We start from the raw sequence: 14,197 nt of genomic DNA on the forward strand, positions 1-14,197 counted from the left end.
TCCGAAATTCGGCCGGGTTAAACCCTTGGGAGACCGAAAAGTCAAGGAAACTTGCGTCCTGGTGTCCCGTTGCCGGACCTTGCGGGGCTCCCTACCTCTTGCGCCAGTTCAGCTTTTCCGCGAGGACGCCTTGCTCCGCCGTTCCAGGACCTATTCCGGCCCCGTCACCGACCATTTCGACGGTAAACGCTTCTACGATCCCGACGGCGCCCCGCCCAAATCCCTCTCTGAAGTGCTGCGCTGGCAATTCGACCGCAACGGCAAGCGCGCCCGCTGGCCGAAATGGGCGCCGAGCCCTCATGCCGATACGCCGCCGCACAAGGTTCATGGCCAGGCGGCGCGGCTGTCCTTCATCGGCCATGCCAGCTGGCTGGTCCAGACCGGAGGGCTCAACATCCTCATCGACCCCGTATGGTCGGAGCGGGTGTCGCCGTTCTCGTTCGCCGGCCCCCGCCGGCACAACGATCCCGGCATCGCCTTCGAGGCCTTGCCTCATATCGACGTCGTGCTTGTCTCGCATGGCCATTACGACCATCTCGACCTCCGCACACTGTCGCGGCTGACCGCGCGCTTTGCCCCGCGTGTCGTCACGCCGCTCGGTAACGACCTCACCATGACCGCAGCGGATGCGAAGATCCGCGCCGAGGCTTATGACTGGCATGACCGCGTCGCGCTGAACGACGAGGTCGCGGTCACCCTGGTGCCGACGCGGCACTGGACGGCGCGCGGCGTGTTCGACCGCAACAAGGCGCTGTGGGCGAGCTTCGTGCTGGAGACGCCGCGTGGCAAGTTCTACATCGTCTGCGATTCCGGCTACGGCACCGGCAAACATTTCCGCCGTGTCGCCGAGCTGCATGCGCCCATCAGGCTCGCGATCCTGCCGATCGGCGCCTATGAGCCGCGCTGGTTCATGCGCGACCAGCACATGAACCCGGAGGAGGCCGTGCAGGCGCTGCAGGATTGCGGCGCCGAGACCGCGCTGGCGCATCATCACGGCACGTTCCAGCTCACCGACGAGGCGATCGACGCGCCGGTTCACGCGCTGCACGCCGCGCTCGATTTGGCAGGCATCCCGCGCGACCGTTTTGGCACGCTCAAGCCGGGACAAGTTGTGGAGGTTTAGTTCGCCCTCGCAATCGCAAAAGGTGTTGTCGCGCTGTCGGTTTGCGGCCGCGCGTGAATGGGCCGCGCGCCGAAGGGGGCGGCGCCCTACGGCCCGGCCTTGATCGCCCAGGTGACATTGACCGTGATCGACAGCGTCTCCTCGCCTTGCGCCACCGGGGTCGGCGTCGCGGCCATCGGTGCGCCGAAGTTCTTGGCGCGGAACACCGGCGCGGAGGCGCCGTCCTCGGAGATGCTGAGCGGCTTGCCGAGCGTGACGCCGGCCGCCTTGGCGTAGATCTCGGCCTTTCGCCGCGCGTCGGCAACAGCCTTCTCGCGCGCGTCATCGAGCAGCTTCGACGGCTCGGCAACGGTGAAATAGACGTTGCCGACATCGTTGGCGCCGGCGCCGACCACCGTGTCGATCACGCTGGCCACTTTGCCCACTTCCCGTAGCTTGATGGTGACGCGGTTCGAGGCCCGATAGCCGGTGACCTGCGTTTGGCCCGGTCGGTTCGGGGCATATTGCGGCTGCAGCGACAGCCGCGAGGTCTGGACATCCTTGTCGGCCAATCCCGCCGTCTTCAGCGCCTGGAGCACCTTGGCCATCGCGGCATTGTTGGCCTCGGCGGCCTCGCGCGCGGTCTTGGCGTCGGACGCCACCCCGGCATCGATCTGCGCCAGGTCCGGGGGCGCCGAGACGCTGGCCTCGCCGCTGACGGTGATGGCCGGCATGTCCAGCCGCGGTCCGTCCTGCGCGACCGCAGGAAGCGCGACGCAGCTCGCGATCGCGGCTGCCAGGATCGGTCTGATCATCATGGCGCTCATTTCAGCGGCACATAGACGTTGATGACGAGCTTGTCCTCGGCGGTCTTCAAGGGGTCGGTCATATACTCCTCGATGAACGTGTCCTTGGCTTCGAGGCGGCGCTCGTCGAGATGGTTCGTGATCGCCTCATACGTGTTGTCCATGTTGTCGTAGGAGCCGCGATGCACGAACTTCAGGGCCTTGCCCTCCGGCGACTGGCCGATGCTCATGCCCTTGCCGAGCGTCTTCGGCTCCTGCTCGATCGGCATCTCGGCCAGGAAGGTGAAGCCGTTGTCGTCGGTCGACGTGTAGACGATCATGCCGTTGCCGGCGGGCTTCACGCCTTGCTTGTCCAACATGGTTGACAGCGCCTTGAAGGAATCGATCAGCGTGTCGAAGGCATTGTCCCAATTGGCGGTGCCCTTCACGAGGACCACCTTCTTGGCCTCGAGCTTGATCTCGTCGCCGAAGGCGTCGGTCGTCTGGGTGGGCGCCGCGGCCGGCGCCTGGCCGGGAGCGGGAGACGGTGGCGGTGAGGGGCTGGCGCTGGCAGCCGGCGTCGGGCTGGCTGCGGGGGCCGCCGCGGCCGGCGCCGGGGGCGTGCTCGGGGCAGGGGAGGGCGTCGCCGATACCGCCGGAGCCGTGGGGGCTGCCGGCGCCTGCGCCCGGGCGACCGGACCGCCCAGCGCAACGGCGACCGAGCTCACGGCCAGAACGAGGCGGAAAGTGCTGAAATTCATTCGACTATTCTCCAGTGCCGTGCTGCCTTTGCCCGGTTCGTGCCGGCGAACGACCGGTCCTAACATGCCCGGCGGCGCGGCGTCCCATGACAGATGCGTCATGTCAGTCTGCGGACTGGTCAAGGCCGCGGCTGAGGCCATATAAAGCGGACAAAATTTGGATAATTTCATGAGCGCGCTGGCCAACCACAGCTTCGTCAAAATGAACGGGATCGGCAACGAGATCGTCGTGCTTGATCTGCGTGACGTGAAGCATGTGGTCACGCCCGACGAGGCGCGGGCGGTTGCAGCCCGCGTTCCCTACGACCAGTTGATGGTGCTGCAGCCGCCCCGGCTCGACGGCACCGAGGCGTTCATCCGCATCTACAACAATGACGGGTCGGAGTCCGGCGCCTGCGGCAACGGCATGCGCTGCGTTGTCCGGCAGGTGTTCGAGAAGACCGGCCAGGCCAGCGCGACCTTCGAGACCCGTGCCGGACTCTTGAACTGCTGGCAGGGGCCCGCGCCCGACCTCTACACCGTCGACATGGGTGTGCCGAAATTCGGCTGGCAGGAGATTCCCCTGGCCGAGGAGTTCCGCGACACCCGCTATATCGAGCTGCAGATCGGGCCGATCGATGCGCCCATCCTGCACTCGCCCTCGGTCGTCAACATGGGCAATCCGCACGCGGTGTTCTGGGTGGACGGCGACGTCAACTCCTATGACCTGGAGCGGTTCGGACCGCTGCTGGAGAACCACCCGATCTTCCCGGAGCGCGCCAACATCACGCTCGCCCACATCGTCGATCGCGATCACATCACGATGCGCACCTGGGAGCGCGGCGCGGGGCTGACGAAGGCCTGCGGCTCGGCGGCCTGCGCCACGGCGGTCGCGGCCGCCCGGCTGAAGCGGGCCAATCGCATCGTCCAGATGACCTTGCCCGGTGGCGAGCTGACAATCGAATGGCGCGAGCGCGACGATCACGTGCTGATGACGGGCACCGCGACCTTCGAGTTCGAGGGCCGGTTCGAGCCACAGCTGTTCGCCAGCGTGGCATGAGCGTCGATGTCGTCACCTTCGGCTGCCGGCTGAACGCGTTCGAGTCCGAGCTGATCGCGCGACACGCGGAGGCGGCGGGCGCCTCCGACACCATCGTCATCAACAGCTGCGCGGTCACCAATGAGGCCGTGGCGCAGGCACGGCAAACGATCCGCAAGCTGAAACGCGAGCGCCCGGCGGCGCGCATCGTCGTGACCGGCTGCGCGGCGCAGACGCAGGCCGGCATGTTTGCTGACATGCCCGAGGTCGATCGCGTCATGGGCAATGAGGACAAGCTGCAACTCGATGCCTGGCGCGCGACGGCGCAGGCGCTGGCGCCGCCGCGCTTCGGCATCGATACATCCGAGAAGGTCGCCGTCTCCGACATCATGGCCGTGACGGAGATGGCGCCGCATCTGGTCGAGGGTTTTCAGCGCGGCCTGCCGCGGGTGTTCGTCCAGGTGCAGAACGGCTGCGATCATCGCTGCACCTTCTGCATCATCCCGTTCGGTCGCGGCAATTCGCGCTCGGTGCCAATGGGGGCGGTCGTCGACCAGGTGCGTGCGCTGGCCGCGCGCGGTCATGCCGAGATCGTCCTGACCGGCGTCGATCTGACGAGCTACGGCCACGACCTGCCGGGGACGCCGAAGCTCGGCCGGCTGGTGAAGCAGATCCTGCGCCACGTGCCGGAACTGCAGCGGCTGCGCATCTCCTCGATCGATTCGATCGAGGCCGATGCCGATCTGCTCGACGCGCTCGCAGACGACGCCCGGCTGATGCCGCATCTGCATCTGTCGCTGCAGGCCGGCGATGACCTGATCCTGAAGCGGATGAAGCGGCGGCATTCGCGCGCCGATGCGGTCGCGTTCTGCGACCATGTGCGGCTGCTGCGGCCGGATATCGCGCTCGGGGCGGATCTGATCGCGGGCTTCCCGACCGAGACGGAGGACATGTTCGTGCGCTCGCTCGAACTCGTCGAGGAATGCGGACTGGCCTTCCTGCATGTTTTTCCCTACTCGCCGCGCCCGGGCACGCCGGCGGCGCGCATGCCGCAGGTCGATGGCGCCGTCATCCGCGAGCGTGCACGGCGGCTACGGGCCGCAGGCGAAGTCGCGTTGCGGCAGCGGCTGGATGCTGAGATCGGCTGCGAGCGCGAGGTGCTGATCGAGAGCGCGACGCAGGGCAGGACGGAGCACTACCTGCCTGTCGCAGTCACCGGCGCGGCGTCGGGGACGGTGCAGCGGCTCAAAATCGCCGGGCATGATGAGTCGAAGCTATTAGTCCAGTCCTCGCTGTCATCGCTCGGTCAAGCCGGGCGATGACAGCTGAGGGCGTGGCGAGAGCGCTGGGTCTCACTCGTGCCTGATCGGGGCCTCACTCCCCGTTCCATCCGCACAGCCGCAGCCGCTCATGCATGTGCATCGGCGCTGGCGCGACGACATGGACCGGCGGCTTGTTCTTCGACAGCGGAATGGAAATCTCGCGCGCATGCAGGTGCAGCCGCGGCTCGCCGAAGCGGGGGCCGTTGCCATAGATGTTGTCGCCGACGATCGGCCAGCCCTGAGATGCCGCATGGACGCGCAATTGATGCGTGCGGCCGGTGATGGGCTCCATGGCGAGCCAGGTGAGGCGCGGGCTGCCAGTGGCGTGTACCGACTCACCTCCGGCACCCTGCGCTCCCTCCCCCCTTGTGGGGGAGGGTTGGGGAGGGGGGTGGCTCCGGGCGAGACTGCCGGTGGGGACCCCCACCCCCGACCCTGCAGAGCGAGATTCGCTCGTCTGGCCTCCATAAGGAGGAGGGGAGTCGGTGCTGCAAGTGGAAGCCGAGTTCGGAGACGGAGGGACGAGGGAATACGACCGCCCCAGCACGCGCCATTTCGTCACCGCCGGCTGGCCCTGCGGGTCCGGCTTCTGCCACCAGCCGCGTTCCGCATTCAGCTTGCCCAGCGGGAGTTCGATCACGCCTTCGTCAGCGTCGGGGCCGCCCTCGACGACCGCCCAGTAGGTCTTCGAAATCTTGCCGTGCTTGAACAAAAGCCCGAGCGAGGCCGTTGCCTTGCGATGGCGGCCGAGCACCAGACAGCCCGAGGTTTCCTTGTCCAGCCGATGCGCCAGCACCGGTGGGCGCGGCAGGCCGAAGCGCAGCGCGTCGAACGAGGCTTCGAGATTGGCTCCGCCCTTCGGTCCCTTGTGCACGGGAATGCCGGCCGGCTTGTCGATCACCAGCATCAGCCCGTCGCGGTGGAGCACGCGGGCGAGCATCTCCTCATCGGAAGGTTGGTTAATGTCCATGGAAACCGTAAAGCGGGTGCGAGGCTTTCGTTTGCGGGAGGAAAGGGCTAACACCACGCCATGAACGATACCACCTCCGAAACACCCAAGCTGTCGTGGTGGCGGCGGCTGTCGGCCGGCCTGAAGCGCACCTCCGGCGCGCTCGGCACGGCCGTGGCCGATCTCGTCACCAAGCGCAAGCTCGATCGCGCGATGCTCGACGACATCGAGGATGTCCTGCTGCGCGCCGATCTTGGCACCCAGGTGGCCGCGCGCATCGCCGAGGCGGTCGGGGCCGGCCGCTACGACAAGGCGATCAGCGCCGACGAGGTCAAGGCGGTGGTCGCGACCGAGGTCGAAAAGGTGCTGTCCCCGGTGGCCAAGCCGCTCGTCGTCGAGGCCAGTCACAAACCGTTCGTCATCCTCGTCGTCGGCGTCAACGGCTCCGGCAAGACCACGACCATCGGCAAGCTGGCAGCGAAATTCGCTTCCGACGGCAAGCAGGTCATGCTGGCGGCGGGCGATACGTTCCGCGCCGCGGCCATCGAGCAGCTGAAGGTCTGGGGCGAGCGGACCAAGGCGCCTGTCATCGCCGGAGCGCAGGGCTCGGATTCGGCGAGCCTCGCTTTCACGGCGATCACCGCGGCCAAGGAGCAGGCCCGTGACATCCTGCTGATCGACACCGCCGGCCGGCTGCAGAACAAGGCCGAGCTGATGAACGAGCTTGAAAAGGTGGTGCGTGTCATTCGCAAGGTCGACGCCTCGGCGCCGCACGCGGTGCTGCTCGTGCTCGATGCGACGGTGGGACAAAATGCGCTGTCGCAGGTCGAGGCGTTCCATCGTACGGCAGGTGTGACGGGCCTGGTGATGACCAAGCTCGACGGCACGGCGCGCGGCGGCATCCTGGTGGCGCTGTCGGAGAAGTTCAAGCTGCCGGTGCATTTCATCGGCGTCGGCGAAGGCGTCGACGACCTGCAGCCCTTCGCCGCCAGGGATTTTGCGCGGGCGATTGCCGGCATCGACGATTGACACCGCGGCGGGCTCCTGGCGGGCGACGCGTAACGGACTACTGGATCAGCCGCGGCCGCGGCTGATGACAGCCAACGGGACATGGAATGGACAAGACCCAGCCGCATCCGCTGTTCAAGCTCGCGACCGAACTCGGTCCGCTGATCGTGTTCTTCGTCGTCAACGCCAAGTTCAATCTGTTCGCGGCGACCGGCGCCTTCATGGTCGCGATCGTGGCGGCGATGATCGCCTCCTACGTCGTGACGAAGCACGTGCCGCTGATGGCGATCGTCACCGGCATCGTCGTGCTGGTGTTCGGCACGCTCACTCTGGTGCTGCACGACGAGACCTTCATCAAGCTGAAGCCGACCATCATCTACGGCCTGTTCGCGGCCGTGCTCGGCGGCGGGCTGCTGTTCAATCGCTCCTTCATCGCGATCATGTTCGATCAGATGTTCAATCTGACGCCGGCGGGGTGGCGCATCCTCACCTTCCGCTGGGCGTTGTTCTTCGCCGCGATGGCGGTGCTGAACGAGATCATCTGGCGCACCCAGAGCACGGATTTCTGGGTCGGCTTCAAGGCGTTCGGCGTGGTGCCGCTGACCATGATCTTCGCCATTGCCCAGATGCCGCTGATCAAGCGCTACCACCAGGACCCGGCGTCGCTGGAAGCCAGCGATGCAGCGGAAGGGGATGTGAGCAAGGGGTAGTTCCACCACCGCCGTCAAGCGCAAGCGACGAAGCAACCCAGAGCTCCGGGTGACGCCCTGAATTGCTTCGCTCGCAATGACGAGAAACGACCTGTTTGCCTTCGAACTACCCGCCCGCCTTCAGCGCCTTCTCGATTTCCGGCTTCAGCACGGCGTCGAGGTTCTGGGCCGTGATCGGGCCGACCAGCTTGTAGACGATGGTGCCTTCTCGTCCGACGACGAAGGTCTCGGGCACGCCATAGACGCCCCATTCGATGCCGGCGCGGCCGTTGCCGTCGACGCCGACGACGTCATAGGGGTTGCCGTAGCGGCCGAGGAAGCGGCGGGCGTTGTCGGCGCCGTCCTTGTAGTTGATGCCGATGATCTGGAAGCGCTTGTCGCGGCCGAGCTCGACCAGCAGAGGCGCCTCGTCGTGGCACGGCACGCACCACGACGCCCAGACGTTGACGATGCTGACCTTGCCCTTGAGCGCGGCCGGGTCGAGTCCGGGCACCGGCGTACCGTCTTTGGCCAGCTCGGGCAGCGCCGGCAGCGGCGTGTTCGGGGCGGGGCGGCCGATCAAGGCGGAGGGAATCCGCGACGGATCGCCATTGCCGAGCCGGAACCAGAACAGCGCCGCAAGCCCGAGAAACACCACGAGCGGCAGCAGCATGAGGAATGAGCGGCGCCGCGGCGCAGGCTCCGTTGCAGCCTGTTCGGTCATTGGATGTCCGTCGCCGCGCGGCCCGAGCGCCTGACGATGCCGCTCTCCTCAAGCGCGCGCAGCCGCGCCTTCTGGGTGCGGTAGTCGATCGCGATCCAGGCAATCAGCAGCACCACGACGAGCGCGGCGGCGAGATAGGAGGTTGCGATGAAGGAGGTGTAGGGACCGAGGTCCATGTCAGGCGGCTCCCACGATCGGACCGGTTGCCCCGCTCGCAGGGGCGCTGCCAGTATAGGCGCGCGCCTGCATCATCTGCAGGCTGCGCACGCGCCGGCGGAGAATCTCGTTGCGCATGGCAGCGACATGCAAGGTCACAAACAGGAACGAGAAGCCGATCGCCATCACCAGAAGCGGAATCAGGAACGACTTGTCGAGCGCCGGTCCGCCCATCCGCATCACCGAAGCCGGCTGGTGCAGCGTGTTCCACCAGTCGACCGAGAACTTGATGATCGGCAGGTTGATCGCGCCGACCAGCGTCAACACGGCGGCCGCGCGGGCGGCGCGCGTCGGATCCTCGACCGCGCGCCACAACGCCATCAGGCCGAGATACATCAGGAACAGAATCAGCACCGAGGTCAGCCGCGCATCCCATTCCCAATAGGTGCCCCACATCGGCCGGCCCCACAGCGAGCCGGTCAGCAGGGCGAGAAAGGTGAAGCTGGCGCCGATCGGGGCGGCTGCTTTTGCCGCGACATCGGCGAGCGGGTGCCGCCACACCAGGGTGCCGAGCGAGGCGAGGCTCATCACGCCCCAGACGAACATCGACAGCCACGCGTTCGGCACGTGGATGAACATGATCTTGACGGTGGCGCCCTGCTGATAATCGTCGGGCGCCAGCGCCGAGAGGTACAGGCCGGCGGCCAGCAGCACGACCGTGACCAGCGCCAGCCACGGCAGCAGCCGTGCCGTCAGCGCAAGGAACCGGGTGGGATTGGCGAGGTCGATCAGCGACATGAGAACCTTGTTAAAGGCGGAAGCAGTTGCAGGCAATCAGCACGGTGCCGCTCGGCAAGAGTTGATCATGGTCAAACCCCGCCGGTGTTCCGTTAGTCCAGGCCGTTGCGGAGGCTTGTTGCGGCTGCGAAGGGACCGATCACGAAGCTAACCAGCGACAAGGCGCAAAGGATCGAGAACGGCGCGCCGAACGGCAGCGGGCCTACAATCGCCGCCTGCGACGCCGCCACGCCGAAGATCAGCACCGGGATCGATAGTGGCAGCACCAGCACGGCCAACAGCAACCCGCCGCGTGACATCGTCACCGCCAGCGCCGCACCGATCATGCCGATGAAGGTCAGCGCCGGCGTTCCGGCCAGCAAGGTCAGCGCGACAGCGCCGGTGGCGGTCGCGTCGAGGTTCAGCAGCAGGCCGAGAACCGGCGTGGCGATCACCAGCGGCAGGCCGGCGGCGAGCCAGTGCGCCAGCGCCTTGGCGGCGCAGGCGAGCTCCAGCGGCGTCCGGCTCATCACGATCAGGTCGAGCGAGCCGTCCTCATGGTCGGCGGTGAACAACCTGTCGAGGGTCAGCAGGCTGGCGAGCAGGGCGCCGAGCCACAGGATCGCCGGGCCGAGCCGGGTCAGCAGCGCGAGGTCGGGCCCGACCGCGAACGGCATCAGCACCACGACGGTGAGAAAGAACAGCACCCCAATCAGCGCGCCGCCGCCGATGCGCAGCGCGATTCTGATGTCGCGGCGAATGAGGGCAGCGAGGGCGGTCATGCGGGAAGGGTCTCGGATGTTGATGCCGCGTGGTCATTGGGCGAGCCACCCTCCCTCCACCCGCACACTGCGTTCCCTCCCCCCTTGTGGGGGAGGGTCAGGGAGGGGGGTGGCTCCGGGCGATACTGCCCGTGGGGACCCCCACCTATAGCCGAAGTTTTGCTTCGGCGTGCCTTAAAGAAGCTGGCCGCGAATGCGGCCGGTTGCCCTCCCCGCAAGGGGAAGGGGAGCGCAAGCCGATGGGACGGAATCTGACGGAAGGGGATCTTGTCCAAAGCGATAGGGCCCGTCGTGGGGGACCCCCCTCCCTGACCCTCCCCCACAAGGGGGGAGGGAACGGAAAGCGCGGTGGGCTTGGCGCAAACAATGCTGACGGTCATCGTACTCATGCTCCGATCCGCAGTTCGCGCGTGTCGATGCCGAGCGGGCCGTGCGTTGCCGCCACGATCAGCCCGCCCCCGGCGAGATGCTCGCGCATCAGGCCGGCAAACATCGCCTGGCCTGCGACGTCGAGCGCTGCGGTCGGCTCGTCGAGCAGCCACAGCAGCCGGGGAACGGCGAGCAGGCGGGCCAATGACAGTCGGCGGCGCTGGCCGGCGGAGAGATAGCCGGCGGGCAGATCGATCGCGTGGGCGATGCCGACGGCGGCGAGACAGTCGGGGATCGGCCGCGTCGTGCCGCCGCCGAGGAAGTCGGCCCAGAACGCCAGATTCTCGCGCACGCTGAGCGCCGGCTTCAGCGCGTCGCGGTGGCCGAGATAATGCGCCTGCTCCGGCACCGTCAGTTCGGCCTCGCTGCCCTCGATGGCGATGGTGCCGCCGGCAGGCAGCAGGAGCCCTGCGATCAGCCGCAGCAGCGAGGTCTTGCCTGCGCCATTGTGCCCGGTCACCGCCAGCGCCTCGCCCGCGACCGCCTCGAAGGCAAGGCCGGCGAACACCTCGCGGCCGCCGCGCACGCATCTGACGTCGTGTCCGAACAATCTGGGAGCAAGCTGCATGGCCCGTCGTGACAGCCCTTACGAAATTGAAGGCTAGCGTGTGAGAATTTGTGGGTGATGCCACGTCGCGACTTGCTTGTGGCTGTGGCGGCGCAGTTAGAAAGCTTCTATAAGCCCGACCTTGATGCAGCACACAATCGTCCGCTGCAAGCCATCCGGCGCCTCGCGCTGACGGTTCTTAAATACCCCCTCAGGGTATACAGATCAATTGGGATTCCCACGCATGACCTCGCTCGACAGCTTCAAGTGTCGCAAGACCCTCAAGGTCGGAACGAAGAGCTACATCTATTACAGCTTGCCCACAGCCGAGAAGAACGGTCTCAAGGACATCTCCAAGCTGCCCTACTCGATGAAGGTGCTGCTCGAGAACCTGCTGCGTAACGAGGACGGTCGCACCGTCACCAAGGACGACATCGTCGCGGTGTCGAAATGGCTGCGAAAGAAATCGCTGGAGCACGAGATCGCGTTTCGCCCGGCGCGCGTGCTGATGCAGGATTTCACCGGCGTGCCCGCCGTCGTCGACCTCGCGGCCATGCGCAATGCGATGCAGAAGCTCGGCGGCGATGCCGAGAAGATCAATCCGCTGGTCCCCGTCGATCTCGTCATCGACCACTCGGTGATCGTCAACTACTTCGGTGACAACAAGGCGTTCGGCAAGAACGTCGCCGAGGAGTACAAGCAGAACCAGGAACGTTACGAATTCCTGAAATGGGGTCAGAAGGCGTTCTCGAACTTCTCCGTCGTGCCGCCCGGCACCGGCATCTGCCACCAGGTCAACCTCGAATATCTGGCGCAGACCGTCTGGACCAAGAAGGAGAAGATGACGGTCGGCCGGACCAAGGGCACCTTCGAGGTCGCCTATCCGGATTCGCTGGTCGGCACTGATTCGCACACCACCATGGTCAATGGTCTCGCCGTGCTCGGCTGGGGCGTCGGCGGCATCGAGGCCGAGGCCTGCATGCTCGGCCAGCCGCTGTCGATGCTGCTGCCCGACGTGGTCGGCTTCAAGCTGACCGGCGCGCTCAAGGAAGGCGTGACCGCCACCGACCTCGTGCTGACCGTCACCCAGATGCTGCGCAAGCTCGGCGTGGTCGGCAAGTTCGTCGAATTCTTCGGCCCCGGCCTCGACCATCTCTCGGTCGCCGACAAGTCGACGATCGCCAACATGGCTCCGGAGTATGGCGCGACCTGCGGCTTCTTCCCGGTCGACGCCGCCACGATCGATTATCTCAAGACCTCGGGCCGCAAGGCACCGCGCGTCGCGCTTGTTGAAGCCTACGCGAAGGCCCAGGGCCTGTTCCGGACCGCCAAGTCGCCGGATCCGGTGTTTACGCAGACGCTGACGCTGGATCTGGGCGACGTCGTGCCGTCGATGGCCGGTCCGAAGCGTCCCGAGGGCCGCATCGCGTTGCCCGCCGTCGCCGAGGGCTTCGCCACCGCGCTGGCCGGCGAGTACAAGAAGAGCGATGCCACCCAGCGCTTCCCGGTCGAGGGCAAGGATTTCGACATCGGCCACGGCGACGTCGTCATCGCCGCCATCACCTCCTGCACCAACACCTCGAACCCGAGCGTGCTGATCGGCGCCGGCCTCTTGGCCCGCAACGCTGCGGCCAAGGGCCTCAAGGCCAAGCCGTGGGTGAAGACCTCGCTCGCCCCGGGCAGTCAGGTGGTTGCCGAATACCTGGCAAATTCGGGCCTGCAGAAAGACCTCGACAAGGTCGGCTTCAACCTGGTCGGCTTCGGTTGCACCACCTGCATCGGCAATTCCGGGCCGCTGCCGGAGGAGATCTCGAAGTCGATCAACGACAACGGCGTCGTCGCGGCGGCCGTGCTGTCGGGCAACCGCAACTTCGAAGGCCGCGTCTCGCCGGACGTGCAGGCCAACTATCTGGCCTCGCCGCCGCTGGTCGTCGCCTATGCGCTCGCCGGCACCGTGACCAAGGATCTGGCGGTCGAGCCGATCGGCATCGGCAAGGACAAGAAGCCAGTCTACCTGAAGGACATCTGGCCGACGACGAAGGAGGTCAATGACTTCGTCAAGAAGTTCGTCAAGGCCTCGATCTTCAAGAAGCGCTACGCCGACGTGTTCAAGGGCGACACCAACTGGCGCAAGATCAAGACGGTCGAGAGCGAGACCTATCGCTGGAACATGTCGTCGACCTACGTGCAGAACCCGCCGTATTTCGAGGGCATGAAGAAGGAGCCGGAGCCGATCAAGGACATCGTCGAGGCCCGCGTGCTGGCGCTGTTCGGCGACAAGATCACCACCGACCACATCTCGCCGGCCGGTTCGATCAAGCTGACCTCGCCCGCCGGTAAATTCCTCAGCGAGCACCAGGTCCGCCCGGCCGACTTCAACCAGTACGGCACCCGCCGCGGCAATCACGAAATCATGATGCGCGGCACCTTCGCCAACATCCGCATCAAGAACTTCATGCTCAAGGGCGCCGACGGCAACATCCCGGAGGGCGGCCTGACCAAGCACTGGCCCGACGGCGAGCAGATGTCGATCTACGATGCCGCGATGAAGTACCAGGAAGAGGGCGTGCCGCTGGTCGTGTTCGCCGGTGCCGAATATGGCAACGGCTCGTCGCGTGACTGGGCGGCCAAGGGCACCCGTCTGCTCGGCGTCCGTGCCGTGATCTGCCAGAGCTTCGAGCGCATCCACCGCTCCAACCTGGTCGGCATGGGTGTGCTCCCGCTCACCTTCCAGGAAGGCACGTCGTGGTCCTCGCTCGGGCTCAAGGGCGATGAGAAGGTCACCATCAAGGGGCTGCAGGGCGACCTGAAGCCGCGTCAGACGCTGACCGCCGAGATCGTTTCGGCTGACGGCGCGGCGCAGCAGGTGCCGCTGCTTTGCCGCATCGATACGCTCGATGAGCTCGACTACTATCGCAACGGCGGCATCCTGCACTACGTGCTGCGCAAGCTCGCCGCTTAACCAAGGCGCGATGCGACAGATTGGCTCACTCTGAAGTGAGTAGCGGGTGATGAAGGAGGCGGCCTATGACATAGGCCGCCTCCTTTGCATTTTTGGTTGTCAACGCCGAGGGCGGCTTCGCAGTTATTGACGCGGCAGGGTGCGGCGGACAGTGTTGTTCCGGACAGGACAGTGATGATGGGTGGA

Annotated in this window: 14 protein-coding genes; 6 read left to right on the plus strand and 8 right to left on the minus strand. The window is 66.2% G+C overall.

Annotated features, from left to right (window positions below; all coding sequences use genetic code 11):
* The first annotated feature begins 130 nt into the window (after positions 1 to 130).
* On the plus strand, positions 131 to 1,123 hold the full coding sequence (locus tag BBTA_RS01760; RefSeq protein WP_012040709.1) for an MBL fold metallo-hydrolase: 993 nt from the start codon (positions 131 to 133) through the stop codon (positions 1,121 to 1,123).
* An 86-nt stretch (positions 1,124 to 1,209) separates the two neighbouring features.
* On the opposite strand, the gene BBTA_RS01765 is transcribed toward BBTA_RS01760, so the two are convergent.
* Together BBTA_RS01765 and BBTA_RS01770 are read right to left on the minus strand one after the other, a co-directional pair.
* A complete protein-coding gene (locus BBTA_RS01765; RefSeq protein ID WP_012040710.1) occupies positions 1,210 to 1,920 on the minus strand; it encodes an SIMPL domain-containing protein in 711 nt (236 codons plus the stop codon).
* Between the two features lie 5 nt (positions 1,921 to 1,925).
* The gene (locus tag BBTA_RS01770; protein WP_012040711.1) at positions 1,926 to 2,648 is read right to left on the minus strand and encodes a GyrI-like domain-containing protein; all 723 of its coding nucleotides are present in this window, start codon (positions 2,646 to 2,648) and stop codon (positions 1,926 to 1,928) included.
* Between the two features lie 169 nt (positions 2,649 to 2,817).
* On the opposite strand from BBTA_RS01770, the gene dapF reads away from it, so the two are divergent.
* Both dapF and mtaB read left to right on the plus strand, forming a co-directional pair.
* Positions 2,818 to 3,687 carry a diaminopimelate epimerase gene (gene dapF, locus BBTA_RS01775; RefSeq protein WP_012040712.1) on the plus strand — a complete coding sequence of 290 codons (870 nt, stop codon included), beginning with the start codon at positions 2,818 to 2,820 and terminating at the stop codon, positions 3,685 to 3,687.
* The gene (mtaB, locus tag BBTA_RS01780) at positions 3,684 to 4,988 is read left to right on the plus strand and encodes a tRNA (N(6)-L-threonylcarbamoyladenosine(37)-C(2))-methylthiotransferase MtaB (protein ID WP_012040713.1); all 1,305 of its coding nucleotides are present in this window, start codon (positions 3,684 to 3,686) and stop codon (positions 4,986 to 4,988) included. The genes dapF and mtaB overlap by 4 nt, the downstream gene beginning before the upstream one ends.
* A 52-nt stretch (positions 4,989 to 5,040) precedes the next feature.
* Here the strand turns inward: mtaB and BBTA_RS01785 are convergent, their stop codons facing one another.
* Entirely contained in the window at positions 5,041 to 5,958 is a 918-nt protein-coding gene (locus BBTA_RS01785) for an RluA family pseudouridine synthase (RefSeq protein WP_041750260.1), read from the minus strand.
* A gap of 60 nt (positions 5,959 to 6,018) precedes the next feature.
* Between BBTA_RS01785 and ftsY the strand changes: the two genes are divergently transcribed.
* Both ftsY and BBTA_RS01795 read left to right on the plus strand, forming a co-directional pair.
* On the plus strand, positions 6,019 to 6,966 hold the full coding sequence (gene ftsY / locus BBTA_RS01790; RefSeq protein WP_012040715.1) for a signal recognition particle-docking protein FtsY: 948 nt from the start codon (positions 6,019 to 6,021) through the stop codon (positions 6,964 to 6,966).
* A gap of 86 nt (positions 6,967 to 7,052) precedes the next feature.
* The gene (locus BBTA_RS01795; protein ID WP_012040716.1) at positions 7,053 to 7,655 is read left to right on the plus strand and encodes a septation protein A; all 603 of its coding nucleotides are present in this window, start codon (positions 7,053 to 7,055) and stop codon (positions 7,653 to 7,655) included.
* A 106-nt stretch (positions 7,656 to 7,761) separates the two neighbouring features.
* On the opposite strand, the gene BBTA_RS01800 is transcribed toward BBTA_RS01795, so the two are convergent.
* From BBTA_RS01800 to ccmA, 5 genes are all read right to left on the minus strand, one after another.
* Positions 7,762 to 8,358, minus strand: coding sequence for a DsbE family thiol:disulfide interchange protein (locus BBTA_RS01800; protein WP_012040717.1), 597 nt, complete (start codon positions 8,356 to 8,358; stop codon positions 7,762 to 7,764).
* Complete coding sequence (ccmD, locus tag BBTA_RS01805; protein WP_012040718.1) at positions 8,355 to 8,534, minus strand: heme exporter protein CcmD; 180 nt, start codon at positions 8,532 to 8,534, stop codon at positions 8,355 to 8,357. Before ccmD ends, BBTA_RS01800 begins: the two co-directional genes overlap by 4 nt.
* Position 8,535: 1 nt before the next feature.
* Positions 8,536 to 9,312, minus strand: a complete 777-nt coding sequence (locus BBTA_RS01810; protein ID WP_012040719.1) for a heme ABC transporter permease — start codon at positions 9,310 to 9,312, stop codon at positions 8,536 to 8,538.
* Positions 9,313 to 9,404: 92 nt separating this feature from the next.
* Positions 9,405 to 10,073, minus strand: coding sequence for a heme exporter protein CcmB (gene ccmB, locus BBTA_RS01815; protein WP_012040720.1), 669 nt, complete (start codon positions 10,071 to 10,073; stop codon positions 9,405 to 9,407).
* Positions 10,074 to 10,458: 385 nt separating this feature from the next.
* Positions 10,459 to 11,070: a heme ABC exporter ATP-binding protein CcmA gene (gene ccmA / locus BBTA_RS01820; RefSeq protein WP_041750261.1), complete on the minus strand. Its 612-nt coding sequence runs from the start codon at positions 11,068 to 11,070 to the stop codon at positions 10,459 to 10,461.
* 223 nt (positions 11,071 to 11,293) lie between these two features.
* Here ccmA and acnA point away from each other — a divergent pair, with 223 nt between their 5' ends.
* Positions 11,294 to 14,011, plus strand: coding sequence for an aconitate hydratase AcnA (gene acnA / locus BBTA_RS01825; protein WP_012040722.1), 2,718 nt, complete (start codon positions 11,294 to 11,296; stop codon positions 14,009 to 14,011).
* Positions 14,012 to 14,197 lie beyond the last annotated feature (186 nt).

This window comes from Bradyrhizobium sp. BTAi1 (genome assembly GCF_000015165.1).
GTDB lineage: Bacteria > Pseudomonadota > Alphaproteobacteria > Rhizobiales > Xanthobacteraceae > Bradyrhizobium > Bradyrhizobium denitrificans.

Excerpts from the sequence above, each read along its gene's own strand:
- acnA (WP_012040722.1), top strand. The coding sequence starts at position 11,294 with ATGACCTCGCTCGACAGCTTCAAGTGTCGCAAGACCCTCAAGGTCGGA.
- ccmD (WP_012040718.1), bottom strand. The coding sequence starts at position 8,534 with ATGGACCTCGGTCCCTACACCTCCTTCATCGCAACCTCCTATCTCGCC.
- BBTA_RS01810 (WP_012040719.1), bottom strand. The coding sequence starts at position 9,312 with ATGTCGCTGATCGACCTCGCCAATCCCACCCGGTTCCTTGCGCTGACG.
- dapF (WP_012040712.1), top strand. The coding sequence starts at position 2,818 with ATGAGCGCGCTGGCCAACCACAGCTTCGTCAAAATGAACGGGATCGGC.
- BBTA_RS01800 (WP_012040717.1), bottom strand. The coding sequence starts at position 8,358 with ATGACCGAACAGGCTGCAACGGAGCCTGCGCCGCGGCGCCGCTCATTC.
- BBTA_RS01785 (WP_041750260.1), bottom strand. The coding sequence starts at position 5,958 with ATGGACATTAACCAACCTTCCGATGAGGAGATGCTCGCCCGCGTGCTC.
- ftsY (WP_012040715.1), top strand. The coding sequence starts at position 6,019 with ATGAACGATACCACCTCCGAAACACCCAAGCTGTCGTGGTGGCGGCGG.
- BBTA_RS01770 (WP_012040711.1), bottom strand. The coding sequence starts at position 2,648 with ATGAATTTCAGCACTTTCCGCCTCGTTCTGGCCGTGAGCTCGGTCGCC.
- BBTA_RS01795 (WP_012040716.1), top strand. The coding sequence starts at position 7,053 with ATGGACAAGACCCAGCCGCATCCGCTGTTCAAGCTCGCGACCGAACTC.
- ccmA (WP_041750261.1), bottom strand. The coding sequence starts at position 11,070 with ATGCAGCTTGCTCCCAGATTGTTCGGACACGACGTCAGATGCGTGCGC.
- BBTA_RS01765 (WP_012040710.1), bottom strand. The coding sequence starts at position 1,920 with ATGATGATCAGACCGATCCTGGCAGCCGCGATCGCGAGCTGCGTCGCG.
- mtaB (WP_012040713.1), top strand. The coding sequence starts at position 3,684 with ATGAGCGTCGATGTCGTCACCTTCGGCTGCCGGCTGAACGCGTTCGAG.
- ccmB (WP_012040720.1), bottom strand. The coding sequence starts at position 10,073 with ATGACCGCCCTCGCTGCCCTCATTCGCCGCGACATCAGAATCGCGCTG.